Source organism: Anabaena sp. EIM26 (genome assembly GCF_057568715.1).
In genome coordinates this window covers 5,275,978-5,291,046 of record NZ_CM172472.1, presented here as the reverse complement: position 1 = coordinate 5,291,046, position 15,069 = coordinate 5,275,978, and the positions used below count along the sequence as shown (strand labels likewise).

The following is a 15,069-nucleotide window of genomic DNA, read 5'->3' as shown; positions in this document are numbered from 1 at the left end:
GCTAATTTAAGTATTAGCACAATTTATACTGTAATAATTGGAAGTGAGAGGCGTTTATGACTGAAAGCACAAATCAAGCAAATGCTGGAGTTAATAGAGAAGAAGCAAAAAGTATTCTCAAGAGATTTTTTGATAAGGAAAATAAAAATTATGAAAATTATAGGGTTTTAACTATTAACGGAAAATGGGGTATTGGAAAAACTACTTTAGTAAATGATTTTTTATCTGAACATAAAAAAGAATATTATTATGCTTCAGTTTTTGGTTTATCTTCCATTGAGCAGCTAAAAAGTCAAATTTTATCAAATTTTAAAAGAGTATCTATAGATAGTCAAAATACGTTGACTGAACCTGAAACTCGTTTTGGTAGCATTAGAAAACGTTTGCAGAATCTTGTGAATTGGAAAAATGTTGATTTAGAAAAAATAAATAAAACTAATCTGGGAAACATCAAACTGGATGATTTAACTCTTTCTTTATCAGGAACAGGTATATCATTAGCAGTTGAAGTATTACGCAATATCAGATTTAATCAAATTAAAGGATCAATAGTAAGTATTGACGATCTGGAGAGAAAATCTAAACTATCACTGGAAGAGATACTTGGGTTTGTTGAGTATTTAGTCCAGGAGTTAAAATGCAAAATTATTCTCATTTATAATGAAGATAATTTAACAGAATTAGATAAAAAAGCATTACAGGATTATCAAGAGAAAGTAATTGATAGAGAATTTAAACTTGATCCAACAGTAGAAGAAAATTTAGTTGTAGGACTGGAAGACATTCATAATTTAGAAAATGGTGATTTAGAAGTATTTAACGAAGTATTTATAAAGGCTGGTACAAATAATATTCGGGTTATCAAAAAAACTGGATGGCTTATTGATGAACTTCTTCCCTTAATGAATAATTGGGAGGTTAGTTTACGTCATCAAATTATTAGAAATAGTGTTGTCATTAATTTATCGAAGCTTGATACTGAATTTTGTAAAAAATTCCCTAATATTAAAGATATTAAATCTACTTTGTCAATAGATCCATTGGAATATATGGGAACAGATCAAAAGGCTAATGATATCGCAAAATTTCAACTGGCACAAGACAAAATTAAAGCTTTACAAAGACAACAATTATTAAATCTATATTTTGGTTATTCTGATTTAGAAGAAGTAGATGAACTTATAATTCAGTTAGTTGAGACATCTTTATCTAAATCTACTGAGTTGAAATTTCTTGAAAAAGGTGATATTCTCAATGAAAGAGAGAAAAGAAGTCAAATTATTAGGAATTTGAATGAACTTTCAAATAATCTTTATAAATTTAAATATTGGAACTCATTTGCAGATAATGAACAAGATATTATTAATGGAATTATTACTTTTCTTGAACAGAATCATCTTAATTTGAGTATTTCACAATTTGAAGATATTGAAAGATTTGCATCCATTTTGGAACTTGATATTTATAAATATGAAAAACCTCTATTAGAAACAATATTAACGAAAATTTTTGAACAGAGTTCTTATGATAATTTAGGTGGCTTTACAAATAAACTGAGTAAATATCCTGATTTGGAAGCATCTTTCAAGGAGAAAATCAAGGAATATCACCAAACATTAGATATTACTCTAGCAGTGAAAAATATAATGAATGCTGTTTCCTCTTCAAGATCACCTAGACTAGAACAAGATATTGAATTTTTAAGGAATCTTACTGTTGATGAATATTGTCAATGGCTTAAAAAAGATGATCCTGATTTATATAAAATGGTTAGATGGGTTCTTCATTCTGGGTATCAACCTGCATCCGAAAATTTAGAACAAGCTATTCGGATATTAGCTGAATGTAGCAAGATAAATAAAATTAGAGCCAATTATATTTACAAAATAGATATAGATGATCCTACTAATAATCATGCTCGAAATTAATTGTTGAAAAATCTATTTATTCAACCTGTATAATTAGGGCGGGCAGGATGCCCACCCCACAAGAGTTTTGTGAAATTAGGATTTGCAGATTAGATATTAAGTGGCTTACTAAGCGGTTATTATACTCATCAAAAGAGCGATCGCACTTCTAGATCACTTCTTTGTACCTCTAGGGTATTCTGAAATAGGATTACTATACATCTACAGGATGCTGCCCATAATAGGGTAAAGCCTCTGACCAATCAGGATGTTTACCTTGTTGCCAATCTAAATAAGCTAATTCTAAAATACTCGTAACAGTTGCAGCTAAACCAGATGTGGCTTTAATCAGTTGATATTCAGTATGCCAATTTGCTAAGGTTTCCTGCCATGCTTCAGGTGTGAATACTGTATCTGCTAATAAAGCAGTAATTCCCAAATCAGCAGCAGGTTGATAAATAGCCCCGAAAACTTGCCCCCGTTGTGCTGGCATTTCCACCGCAATAACATCTTGTGATTGTTGATTTTTTTTTAATTCTGTCCAAGCTACTGCGGCTAAAGTGGAAACTGCAAATACAGGAATTTCTAACTGTTGTCCTAAAGTGCGAGCAGTAACAACTCCAATACGACTGCCTGTAAAACCACCAGGGCCTTTAGCAACGGCAATAAAAGCCAAATCTGTCCAGGTTTGGGGTTTAATGAGGTCAATTAAATATTGATGTATCAAACTGGATACATCACGTCCTAAATTCCAAACATTGGCGCGGGTATCGTCAGCAAAGTTACTAATTACCAAACCTAATTCGGGCGTAGTTGTATGCAGTGCTAAAGCGTATTTTGTGGTTGGGAGATGTGCTAATTTAGTTGTCAAAGTAAATATAGATTTTGAGAATATGAAAAAGTTAATTTTGGCGAAATTAACAATTTACAATTTTACCACTTTAAAATACATAAAATACAAAACGAAACTTCAAATATATTATGGAGACGTTACCATGAGGGAAGTTTCCGCTGCATGAAACGCCTCTACAAAGTTGCCAACTGCCCAAATCCAAAATCTAAAATTCACGTCGGTACTAATTCACCGGGACGCAATTTAGCCCATTTACCCATTTCTTTTTTAAAACTGAGACAACCGACAACATCCCATTCCATTTCAATGATTTCGTCTTTTGTGCGAATATTGACATTGATGGAAGGTTCATTGGGATCAAAATCTGGGGTTTCGGTCAAGTGAGGCTGTTGGTGCTGTGCTTCTACGGCATTGTAGGTTAGACAGCGGTCTACATAGTGGCAATTCACGCAAATACACATAATAGAACCAACTCCAGGAAGCTTTATAGTTAATGTAGCCTACGCGGAAATGTTAAGCATTAGTTGCGGGGTTGATCTTTATCACTGATTTAATGGATTTAAGGATTTCATGGAATGAAGGATCTTTGATTTAACGGATTTAAGGATTTCACTGAATGAATACAATGGATGATTTAGCCGTTTCTCTCCTAGCTGCCGAAAATTGGCCTTTTAGTCTGGAATTTTTGCCACAAGATGCTTACATGGTCGGTGGTGCTGTGAGAGATGCGATTTTAGGCAAAAGTCGGGAATATTTAGATTTAGACTTTATTATCCCAGATGATGCGGTGAAAGTTGCCAGTGATATCGCTCGTCATTATCAAGCTGGTTTTGTTCTCTTAGACGCAGAAAGAAAAATTGCTCGTGTGGTGTTTCCCCACGCTACAGTCGATTTTGCCCAACAGGAGGGAGATAGTTTAATCACAGATTTGCATAGAAGAGATTTTACAATTAATGCGATCGCCTATCATCCCCATACCCAAGAAATAATTGATCCTCTCCAAGGTTGTGCAGACATAACAGCAGGTATCTTACGCATGATATCACCCAAAAATCTTCAAGACGATCCTTTGCGGTTAATGCGGGCATATCGTCAAGCAGCCCAACTTGGGTTTACAATCGAACCAGCTACCCAAACTACTATTCGCACCTTAGCAGCAGATATCAATAAAGTTGCAGCCGAACGAGTCCGGGTAGAAATAAGTTATTTGTTAGCAAATCCTCAAGGTACACCTTGGCTAACTAGTGCGTGGGAGGATGGTTTACTAGCTATATTCTTTAGAAATACCACCCGTGAAAGCTTCTTAAAATTAGCCGCAGTTGACAAAGCAGCAGCTTTAATTTCCCAAAATTGGCAACAATTAGGAGAAGAATTACAAAATTGTGTGCGCGATACAGTCAAAACTACTTGGTTAGGTATTGCTAAACTAGCCTGTCTTGTCCACCCAAATCCGGAAATCGCAGAAACAGAACTACAGGAACTAACCTATAGCCGTGCAGAAATTCGCGCTATAATAACCGCCCTGAGACTGTTCCCAAAGTTCAAAGTAGTTAATCTGTCCCTACGAGAACAGTATTTTTTGTTTCAGGACGTGGGAGTTGCATTTAGTAGTACAACCGCCTTAGCCTTAGCAGATGATATTTTAGTAGAGGCGATATCCGGCGATAATCCGCTATGGGTCTATGCACCCTTAATCAACCATTACCTGAACCCTGATGATTTGGTAGCTCACCCCTCACCGTTAGTGAGTGGCAAAGAAGTGATTATAGCACTAAATATTCCAGCTTCACCACTTATAGGAAAAATCTTGAGTGAAATTGCTATAGCCCAAGCTGAGGGTAAAGTTTCCACCGTAGAACAAGCGATAAAATTTGCAAAGCAGTTGGTTGAGAATTAATTTATGATTAGGAATAATTTAAGTCAATGGACGTGAAGAGGCAGGAGGGAAGAAGGTTGAAACCGCGTTAATTTTTTTACATCGTTAGGTTTAATTCTGCCAACTTAATTTCCCTGTGGTAACTAAGATTTTGCAATCAAAAGAAAAAATAAATTTCTATTAACTATGATAGTAATATAGCAGTGCGCCCAAAATCTATTACCTATCACCTACATCATAATATGATCAAGAAAATATTGCGTGTATTCCCCTATTTAAATTTTCTTTGATGCCAATTTTTAGTTAAATTCAGAATAAATTGGTATGACTAAAAAAAACTCTCAAACTCTCTCTTATTTTGACAAATGATTCCTTGATGGTAAAAGCCCCCGGATTGATCCGTGGAATTAACCGAAAATCGTCTGACCTGTTATTTGCGTCCTCTATACTTATTTTTTTAGTTCCTTGTTCGCAAGTAATACAAGTATAAGTAATTTATGGAAAAATTATCTATATAAACCACGTCTACTTTGAAACCAATAGTTTTTTCTTAATCGGGTTTTGTTCCTAAATCCTATACTCTTCCCCGTTCCCTGTTCCCTTTTGAAAAACTCCAGTTCTCAACTTGCACGAGGTTTATATCAAAAAATATTTAAAACATTAAAAATACCAATGTCAAACATAAATAATTTCCAGGAACAAGCTGCTGTCGAATTAACAGTATTACCCCAACAACAATGGGAAATTAATTCCACTGAAGAGGGTATGATTTTTCAACTTGCTGATACCACTATACAGGCGTGTAATGCTGCTGCTGAGATAATACTTGGATATACAAATGAGCAAATGCTGGGAACCACTCCCTTTAAACCTCCTTGGCAAACTGTTCATGAAGATGGGTCAATTTTTAAAGCCGAAAATTATCCATGCCTACTTGCTTTACAAACAGGTAAACCATGTAAAAACATTGTCATGGGACTTTATCAGCCAACTGGTAATCTAGTTTGGTTATTACTCAACTCCCAACCTTTATTTCAAGCTAATAAAACTTCTCCATATGCAGTTGTTACTACATTTAAAGATATTACAGAAATCAAACTCCGGAAATCTAGAAGTAATAATGATATTACAATCAATAAAAAACTATTAACAACCGGAAACCAAAATCCAACTAATCAACAAAAGTTAGAACAGCCAGTTATAGAAACTACCTCAGACAATCGCACCAAAGCATTCCTATCCATGCAAAATCATATTTTGGAACTGATTGCTACTGGTACTTCTCTTGCCGAGGTGTTAAAAACCTTAGCTGAGTCAATAGAGGCACAGTTAGCTCAAGTTGTTTGTTCCATTATGTTATTAGATGATTCAGGAACAAAGTTGTATCCTACCGTAACTTCTAGCCTACCAGAAAAATACACTCAAGGATTAATGAATGGTGTTCCCGTGGGTGCAGCAGTAGGTAGTTGTGGTACATCTGCCTATACCAAACAAACAGTAATTGTCTCAGACATTGCCAACGATGAGAAATGGGTAGAATACCGCGATTTGGCACTGGCTAATGATCTGAAAGCTTGTTGGTCTACACCCATCTTGGATAGTCGAGGCGAGGTATTGGGAACCTTTGCACTATACTATCCCACACTTCGCACTCCTGACGAATCAGAGCAGCAACTGATTGAGAGAGCATCTCACCTGGCAGGTGTAGCAATTGAGCGTCAGCGATCGCATCTGGCATTGCAAAAAAATGAAGATCAATTACGGTTAATAACAGAAACTATTCCCCAACAGGTATGGACAGCCCTACCTAATGGTCAGGTTGATTATTATAACCAGCGGTGGTGCGATTTCACAGGCAAAACGGTAGAACAACTTAAAACTGAGAGTTGGGAGCAAATTATTCACCCAGAAGACTTACCAAAGGTAAAAGAAGTATGGACTCAAGCCGTGCAAACCAGCAGTGAATATGAAGTAGAGACGCGGATGCTCTCTGGAAGTGGGGAGTACCGTTGGATTTTGGGACAAGCACGTCCTTTGCGAAATCAACAGGGACAGATAATTAAATGGTACGGTACTAATACTGACATTACAGACCATATCCAAGCCAGGAAAACTTTGCAGAATGTTCTGCAACAACAGCAAGCAGCTTGTGAAGCAGCTGAAAAAGCAAATCGCATTAAAGATGAATTTCTGGCAGTCCTCTCCCATGAACTGCGTACCCCACTCAATCCCATCTTGGGTTGGGCTAGACTTTTGAAAAGTGGCAAACTTGACAAAGCCAAGACTGATGAAGCCTTGAACAGTATTGAACGTAATGCCAAATTGCAAGTTAACCTAATTGACGACTTGCTGGATGTGTCCCGCATTCTCCGAGGTAAACTTACTCTGAATGTTTCTCCAGTTAATCTAGCAACTGTAATTTCCGCTGCATTAGATACAGTGAGTTTAGCCGCTTCTGCTAAAGAAATTACTATTCATACCCTACTTGAACCGAATGTAGGCAAAGTTACAGGTGATTCGGCACGCTTGCAACAAATTTTCTGGAATCTTTTATCCAATGCTGTTAAGTTTACACCTCAGGGGGGGCAAGTGGAAGTCCGACTGGAGCAATTTGGGTCAATGGCTCAAATCACAGTTAGTGATATAGGTAAAGGTATTAGTCCAGATTTTTTACCATATATATTTGAGCATTTCCGTCAAGAAGATAGCTCAATCACCAGAAAATTTGGTGGACTAGGATTGGGATTAGCAATTGTCCGGCAGTTAGTAGAGTTACACGGTGGAACTATTGAGGCTAATAGTCCAGGTGAAGGACAGGGAGCAACCTTTATTGTCAGAGTCCCCTTAATATCTTCTCAGTCAGAGAAGATCACAGAGAAAAAAGCACAAAATGTATCTTGTGATTTAAGTGGAATTAAAATTTTAGTCGTGGATGATGATGCTGATTCACGGGATTTTATTACCTTTGTGTTGGAACTGTATGGGGCTGAAGTTAGCACAGTTGCATCAGGATTTGAAGCGCTGGAAGTTTTTATTCAATCTCAACCAGATGTGTTGGTTAGTGATATTGGGATGCCGAAAATGGATGGCTATGAATTATTAAAAAAAATTAGAACTTGGTCGTCAGATACAAATGGACAAATTCCCCCAGTCAGGGAATCTATGTCACCAAAAGCGATCGCACTAACAGCATATGCCGGAGAATTTGACCAACAACAGGCAATTGCCGCAGGTTTTCAAATGCACATATCAAAACCAGTAGAACCAGACGCTTTAGCAACGGCTGTTGCCCAACTGGTGACAATAAATGTTTAGTCTAGTACAAGATGGCAAAAGTTTTTAGACATTATCAACTTAAGTATCAAAATTTTCCCTACACTCTCGTATATCTACTATTGCATCATTCTTTAATAGCAGCATACTATGTAGCGCAATAACTTTTCATTATCTAATCTATTATGAAATCTATTCTACAAACCTACGTAGAGCAAGAAATATGGTTACTAATACGAGATAAGTGGTATTTTACAAAAATTATTAGCGTATGTGATGATTTGTTGTGGTTTAAACACAGAACTCATAACAAGGAGACAGAAGAAGATACTTTATGGGAAATGGTCGTAAAAATTAGCGAAGTAGTCGCTATTGATAAAGTTGTATCTGTTATTAGCAGAAAACCAGATGTGTTTATGTCACGGTTATTGGAAGCAGATAATACCATCAATCATCAACAAGAACACGAAAAATAAACTGCAATATAGGGCTACATCTACCCTACAATTAAACTGTCATAAGAACAGTGCTTTACAGCACTCAGCATTTCGGAATGCTGCAATTCTTCATCAGTCATGAACTGCCAAAAATCCAAAGTTTGGCGATACAGTGACTGATGTTTTTTAATCAGCCTGAGTAGATAATTATAGTGATTATGGCTCTTGCGTCTCTTTTATGGTGATTGGGGATTGATGATAACAAAACCCTTACCCCGTAAGGGTTATAAACAATCATGCCCATATTTTCAATGAAATGCCCACACAATATAGCGGTATGCATTTGAATGAAATACATCATAGCCCCCTCATCGCTTGCGGGGAGGGGGTTGGGGGTGGGGTTCTTGTATCTCACTCAACCGAGAACCGCTATAAGGCTTTAAATGTTTTTGAACCAGGTTTTCCATACAAAGAACCGAAGAACCGTTATTATTAACTAATTCGATGACCAACCCCCGTCAAGTAGCTTTTATCGCCTTAAAAGAGGTTCATAAAGGTGCTTATGCTGATGTTGCTTTAGACCGAGCGCTACAAAAGTTTAAGTTACCGGATAGCGATAACGAAACACTCCGTAGAGATCGCCGTTTAACAACAGAATTAGTCTATGGCTGTGTCAGAAGACAACGCACCCTAGATACTCTCATTGACCAAATCGCCACAAAAAAAGCCCAGCAACAACCACCAGACCTCCGCACAATCTTACATCTCGGTTTTTATCAACTGCGTTATCAAGAAAAAATCCCCCCTTCTGCTGCTGTCAATACCACCGTTGAGTTAGCAAAAGAAAACGGTTTAACTGGTTTAACTGGTTTTATTAATGGTCTTTTACGCCAGTATTTGCGGCTTGGAGAAAAATCATTAGAACCGTTAAAATTACCCGAAAATCCAGTGGAAAGATTGGGTATTTTATACAGTTTTCCTGATTGGATCATTGAAGTCTGGTTAGCACAATTGGGTTTTGCGGAAACAGAAAAACTCTGTAAATGGATGAATCAAACTCCAACTATTGATTTGCGTGTAAACATTCTTCGCAGTTCCTTAGAAGAAGTGGAATCAGCTTTTCAATCTGCTGGTGTTCTAGTCAAACGTATTTCCCATTTACCCCAAGCTTTACGATTAATTGGCAGTAATGGCCCAATTCAAAATTTACCTGGATTCCGTGAAGGTTGGTGGACTATTCAAGATAGTAGCGCCCAATTAGTTGGTCATTTGCTAGATCCTAAACCGGGTGAAGTGGTGATTGATGCTTGTGCTGCACCAGGAGGGAAAACAACCCATATTGCTGAATTAATGGGAGATAATGGCAAAATTTGGGCGTGTGACAAGACTGCATCCCGTCTTCGTAAACTCCAAGACAATGCTCGACGGTTGAATTTACAATCTATTGAAATCTACACTGGTGATAGTTGCAATTTACCCCAATTTTACAATCAAGCTGACCGTGTATTATTAGATGCCCCATGCTCCGGTTTGGGAACTATGCACCGTCATGCTGATGCGCGTTGGCGACAAACACCAGAATCTATCCAGCAACTTTCCCTGCTGCAAACAAAATTGCTATCACACACTTCAAATTTTGTCAAGGATAATGGGGTATTAGTTTATGCAACTTGTACATTACATCCCGCTGAGAATGAAGAAGTAATTTCCCGGTTTTTAGCTGATCATCCTCATTGGCAAATTGAGCTTCCCCGTCAGGATTTAACTGCTACCTATAGTACACCGCCAGGCTTGCTAAAAGTTTGGCCTCATCAACAGGACATGGATGGCTTTTTCATGGTGCGCTTAAGAAAAACCAATAATTCCGAGTGAATACTGCTAACGATTGTACGATTTGGTGAAGGTCCGAATCTACTAGAGGAGGCAGTAATGGTTAATAATTCTCATGTCAAAAACTTAGTTAAAATTCTGATTGGAGCAGCTTGGATTGATGGCAGAATCCAACCAGAAGAACGGCAATATCTGCGCGAAATAGCTCAGGCTAAAGGCTTGGCTAATGATCCAGAGATTAAGCCTTGGCTGTATGAATTAGTTTCCGTACAGCCCAAAGAGTGCTACCAGTGGGTAAGTGAGTATTTAGGCGATCGCCCTAGCTTGGAAGATTGCGAAAATTTGATTGAAGCCATTAGTGGCTTGATTTACAGCGACGGTGAAGTAGCAATTGAAGAAGCCAAGCTACTAACTACATTGCAGGAACTAAGCAAGTCGCATGAATCCACGCAACCAGCTTACACCCCACTGCTTAAACAAATTCAAAAGCTTTACCGTCGTTGGGTTGATGTTCAAAATTAGGAGATTGGGGAAATGGGGAGAACTTTATTTTTATGTCTGTTCCCTGCCTCCTGCCTCCTGTTATTCTTTATCAACTTTGGGTACAAAATCAGGACGATCTTTGCTTTCCCAACCGGCGGGACGTTTGGAGTTGTACCAAGCAATTGAACCGATGGTGACAGCAGCAATAAAACCTACTACATACACCAATGTAAAAGCTAATGGAAAGTGTTGTCCTGCTGCGGCTGGCGCTGCTGTTTGAAGCAATAAATTCATGAGTAAATTCTCCTAGTGTAAGTTGCGCTTCTTAACAAAGTATAAAACGAGCGTATCACCTACATCCCCCAGTAGGTTGAAACGCTTGAGATTTGAGAGATAAAAAACAATATGGTTCGGGAGAAAAATAAATACATTTCTCTCCCGCCAGACCAATCTTTTTTGCTCATTATTCAGCCGATGAATTGGGTTTGAGCCTCTCCCGCCAAGAACCTTTAGGTGAGGAAGATTCAGAGGAACCACGGCTTGCAGGAGTAGAGGAACGGGAAGAACCTGACTCTGAGCCGCTATTTCGACGTTGTGAGCGAGATGATCCTGATGAAGAATTACCACTTGATTCTTGAGAGCGCTGCTTTCTCGATGTGGTATCTTCTTGTTGTTTGGAACGTCTTCTACGTCTTGGGGTATAGTTTGATTGTTGCTCTTCTACTTGGTTATTCCTGTTTCTGCGTTTACTTGATGAATCATCGTTTCTGTCTGATTTTTCATCATGATCAGAGATTGAGCGATTGATAATTTTTTTCGGTTTTATGGGCTGGGCTTTAATCGTCGCTTTGCGTCCTTCTAATTTAGGTCGTTCAGGGAATTTTTCTACTGGCATCCCCTCTACCGCCTTTTCCATAAATTCATGCCAGGTATAAGCAGCGCTACTACTGCTACCATAGGTAGGGCGGTTATTATCGTTACCAAGCCAAACCCCTGTGACTATTTGGGGAATGTAGCCAATAAACCACAAATCACGAGATTCGTCAGAGGTACCAGTTTTGCCAGCTACCTGTCTATCATTTAATTGGGCAGCACCACCAGTACCGTTTCTGACTACGTTGCGTAGCATCCAGGTCATAATGGCAGCGCTATCTGTATCTAATGACTGTTTGGGTTGGAAATCAGCAGACCAGATGACTTCACCTTGTCGGTTAAGGATGCGACGAATACCATGCACATCTGTATGTAATCCTTGGGTAGCAAAGGAACCGTAAGCACTTGTTAATTCGAGAAGATTAACTTCATTGGAGCCAAGAGCCAAGGAGTAAGTAGGTTTAAGTTCTGATTTAATGCCCATGTCCTGGGCAAGTTTAATCGTTGGCTCATATCCCACGTCTATTAATACTTTGACTGCGATTGTGTTGATAGAGCGAGTGAGGGCATCTCTAAGATTTATCCAGCCGTAGAATTTTTCACTGTAGTTTTTTGGTTCATAACCATCCACTACTAAAGGTGCATCTAGGTAACTATCATAGGGGTTTTTGCCTGTAGCGATCGCAGCAGCGTAGACAAATCCCTTAAATGTCGATCCTGGTTGACGCTGTGCCTGAGTTACACGATTAAACTGGTTGTTACTAAAATCCTTACCACCCACCATGGCCTGGATTTCTCCATTACGGGGATCTATGGCTACTAAAGCTGCTTCTTTAAAGTTTTCCCAGCGACCTTGATTTTTTAAAGTTTTGGCAACTGCCGCTTCTGCTGCTTTTTGCCAGGTTGGGTTTAAACTAGTTTCTACTACTAACCCTCCTGCTGCTAATAGATCGGCTGAAATATACTTGGGTAATTCCTGCTGAACGTAGATTGTAAAGTAGGGGAACTCGACTTGGAAGCGCTTGGGTAAATTACTGTTAACTGTAAGTGGTTCTTGCAGTGCAGTTTGTTGCTGGGCTGAGGTAATTACTTGATCTTCCTGCATCCGCTGCAACACCTGATTTCGCCGTTCTATTGCTGCTTTGGGATTCTTATCTGGGGCGTAAATGTTGGGAGCAGGAGCAAGTCCGGCGATGGTTGCCATTTCTGACAAGGTAAGTTGATCTACGGTTTTACTAAAGTACACCCAGGCAGCATCTCCTACACCGTAGGCTCCAGAACCCAAATAAACCAAATTTAGGTAACGCTCTAAAATCTCATTTTTGGTTAATTCTCGCTCCATTTTTTGAGCTAGTCGGACTTCTTTGAGTTTGCGCCAGATTGTCCGTTCTTGGGTGAGGAAGAGAATTCGTGCTACCTGTTGGGTGATGGTACTACCACCTTCTACCACATTTTGCGATCGCACATTATTCACAACTGCTCTGAGAATACCTTGAGTATCTACCCCTTGATGCTGCTCAAATCTTCTGTCTTCTGAAGCGATGAAAGCTTTCTTTAAGTTATCTGGTATTTGTTCTAGCTTTAACTGTTCCCTAGTCGCTTCTCCTTGTTGTTGGAGAATAGTCCCATCTCCGGCTTTAATAGTCAGTGTTTGCTCTCGCAGTACCGCGTTTAGTTTGGCTTTATCTGGCAAAGAACTATCTATTGTTCTCAAACCGTAATTGAAGGCAACAATCCCTCCACCGACACCCAAACCTACCCAAAACCACAAACGACGATAAAAAGGTTTATCGCTCTTACCAATTCTGGCAATCATCACAGATGATCGGCTTGTCATCTGGTTCAGTAACTGCTTCGCCTTTACCAGCATGGTTTTTGGTAAGTTGTCATATGTGGACTTCTCGTTTTTGTGATGATTCCCAAGCGGCAAGAGCAGTTTCTCCTTGTCAGAGCTACTTAGATTTGTTAATTTTCATCCAGTAATTGCCACCTAACTACCATGAAAGGATTTGAGGTTGGCACACTACTTTGATTGTTAGTATAATATCTCATAAATAATTAATTTAATTCAGTGTAAAATATTGTTCTTTCCAAAATTGTTGACTCAATTAATCTCTTGAAAACCAAGACAGTATTTTCTAATAATCTGGCAGAGCATCAAAACCATTGAAAACTTCAGAGACATAGAGATTTAAATCGAGTCCCAGCTATCTAGAGAGAGTTTTACAGCAAATGAGTACGGGCAAAAAATGGCTGCGATCGCCTAACATCTCCAGGAGAAGTGCGATCCCTGCGGCGAGTGTTGCGATCGCCCTGGGTAGTAACATGGGTGATCCCCAAAAAATTTTAGACGCTGCTCTAGAAACTTTAGCTCAAACCCCAGGTATAATCATACAAGCAAAATCCAGTTGGTATAGAACCAAAGCTATAGGGCCACCTCAACCAGATTACCTGAATGGTTGTGCCATTTTACAAGTAAGTATGCTACCCCAAAAGTTATTAGCAACTTTGTTAGCAATTGAACAAAAATTTGGGCGTGTGCGTCAACAACATTGGGGTCCACGAACCTTAGATTTAGATTTGTTGTTGTATGATAATTTGATATTAAACCAGCCAAATCTCCAAATTCCCCACCCTGGAATGCCTAAACGAGCTTTTGTATTAGTGCCACTGGCAGAAATTGCCCCCAATTGGATAGAACCAGTCTCAGGGCGTGTAATTCAAGATTTACTCAAGGATGTTGACACTTATGATGTACATTTATGTGATGAGGGGAAATTAAAATTACCATCGTTCAAGGCGGAAGAACCCTGATTTAACTTAATCGCCCCCGTATATATTCTGTGTATCTACAGACCAAATTATTTAACTATGCCACTAGGTAGAGAATTACCACAGCTACTCAAGCAGCGTTTGTTCCACAAAGGCCGCAAGTTTGATTTTGAAGTTAACCGCTTGCGTTTACCCAACAAATCTGAAGGGGAATGGGAGTGTATTCGTCATCCAGGTGGCGCTCTAGCTTTACCCGTTACCTCAGATGGTAGGCTGATTCTTGTGCGTCAATATCGTTTTGCCGTTCAGGGAAGATTGTTAGAATTTCCAGCCGGTACTCTCGAACCAAATGAAGATCCCTTAGAGACGGTACAGAGAGAAATTGAGGAAGAAACAGGATACCGCGCTCACAAATGGGATAAACTAGGAGAATTTTTCCTAGCTCCCGGCTATTCCGATGAAATTATCCATGCTTTCTTGGCTAGAGATTTAGAAAAGCTGGAAACACCTCCCCCACCAGAAGAAGATGAAGATATTGAAATAGTATTTTTCACCCCAGAAGAACTAGAAAAAGCAATTCTTGAGGGACAACCTGTAGACGCTAAATCCATAGCCAGCTTTTTCCTAGCGCGTTCATTTTTGTTTTGATAGCAAAATGCTGCTAGAAGCGTCAATTAGCAATACCTTCAGCACAGACTTTTCAGCTAATCAGATCATCCTAGCCAAATATCGGAGTCGATACAACATTCCTGTTATTGACTCCCA

At 39.0% G+C, this 15,069-nt stretch carries 12 protein-coding genes; 8 read left to right on the top strand and 4 right to left on the bottom strand.

The genetic code is table 11. The annotated features are described in order from the left end of the window. Positions 1–56: 56 nt before the first annotated feature. Positions 57–1,928, top strand: coding sequence for a P-loop NTPase fold protein (locus AC012T_RS22960; protein WP_487061077.1), 1,872 nt, complete (start codon positions 57–59; stop codon positions 1,926–1,928). A gap of 193 nt (positions 1,929–2,121) precedes the next feature. Here the strand turns inward: AC012T_RS22960 and tsaB are convergent, their stop codons facing one another. Both tsaB and AC012T_RS22950 read right to left on the bottom strand, forming a co-directional pair. Continuing rightward, on the bottom strand, positions 2,122–2,778 hold the full coding sequence (gene tsaB, locus AC012T_RS22955) for a tRNA (adenosine(37)-N6)-threonylcarbamoyltransferase complex dimerization subunit type 1 TsaB (protein WP_487061075.1): 657 nt from the start codon (positions 2,776–2,778) through the stop codon (positions 2,122–2,124). A gap of 194 nt (positions 2,779–2,972) precedes the next feature. Further along, complete coding sequence (locus tag AC012T_RS22950) at positions 2,973–3,221, bottom strand: Ycf34 family protein (protein WP_438890480.1); 249 nt, start codon at positions 3,219–3,221, stop codon at positions 2,973–2,975. Between the two features lie 155 nt (positions 3,222–3,376). Here AC012T_RS22950 and AC012T_RS22945 point away from each other — a divergent pair, with 155 nt between their 5' ends. The 5 genes from AC012T_RS22945 to AC012T_RS22925 all read left to right on the top strand — a co-directional run bounded on the left by AC012T_RS22945 (position 3,377) and on the right by AC012T_RS22925 (position 10,698). Beyond that, entirely contained in the window at positions 3,377–4,657 is a 1,281-nt protein-coding gene (locus AC012T_RS22945) for a tRNA nucleotidyltransferase/poly(A) polymerase-related protein (protein WP_487061073.1), read from the top strand. 651 nt (positions 4,658–5,308) lie between these two features. Then, positions 5,309–7,951 (top strand): hybrid sensor histidine kinase/response regulator, encoded by a 2,643-nt coding sequence (locus AC012T_RS22940; RefSeq protein ID WP_487061071.1) that lies wholly within the window; start codon positions 5,309–5,311, stop codon positions 7,949–7,951. 143 nt (positions 7,952–8,094) lie between these two features. Then, entirely contained in the window at positions 8,095–8,385 is a 291-nt protein-coding gene (locus tag AC012T_RS22935; RefSeq protein ID WP_487061069.1) for a hypothetical protein, read from the top strand. A 465-nt stretch (positions 8,386–8,850) separates the two neighbouring features. Continuing rightward, positions 8,851–10,218 (top strand): 16S rRNA (cytosine(967)-C(5))-methyltransferase, encoded by a 1,368-nt coding sequence (locus AC012T_RS22930; protein ID WP_487061067.1) that lies wholly within the window; start codon positions 8,851–8,853, stop codon positions 10,216–10,218. 57 nt (positions 10,219–10,275) lie between these two features. Further along, complete coding sequence (locus AC012T_RS22925; protein ID WP_487061065.1) at positions 10,276–10,698, top strand: tellurite resistance TerB family protein; 423 nt, start codon at positions 10,276–10,278, stop codon at positions 10,696–10,698. A 60-nt stretch (positions 10,699–10,758) separates the two neighbouring features. Here the strand turns inward: AC012T_RS22925 and psb35 are convergent, their stop codons facing one another. Both psb35 and AC012T_RS22915 read right to left on the bottom strand, forming a co-directional pair. Then, on the bottom strand, positions 10,759–10,953 hold the full coding sequence (gene psb35, locus AC012T_RS22920; RefSeq protein WP_015216357.1) for a photosystem II assembly protein Psb35: 195 nt from the start codon (positions 10,951–10,953) through the stop codon (positions 10,759–10,761). A gap of 169 nt (positions 10,954–11,122) precedes the next feature. After that, positions 11,123–13,402 carry a transglycosylase domain-containing protein gene (locus AC012T_RS22915; protein ID WP_487061063.1) on the bottom strand — a complete coding sequence of 760 codons (2,280 nt, stop codon included), beginning with the start codon at positions 13,400–13,402 and terminating at the stop codon, positions 11,123–11,125. Between the two features lie 455 nt (positions 13,403–13,857). Between AC012T_RS22915 and folK the strand changes: the two genes are divergently transcribed. Both folK and AC012T_RS22905 read left to right on the top strand, forming a co-directional pair. Continuing rightward, entirely contained in the window at positions 13,858–14,346 is a 489-nt protein-coding gene (folK, locus tag AC012T_RS22910; protein ID WP_487066712.1) for a 2-amino-4-hydroxy-6-hydroxymethyldihydropteridine diphosphokinase, read from the top strand. A gap of 57 nt (positions 14,347–14,403) precedes the next feature. After that, a complete protein-coding gene (locus AC012T_RS22905) occupies positions 14,404–14,952 on the top strand; it encodes an NUDIX hydrolase (RefSeq protein ID WP_487061061.1) in 549 nt (182 codons plus the stop codon). Positions 14,953–15,069: the final 117 nt, after the last annotated feature.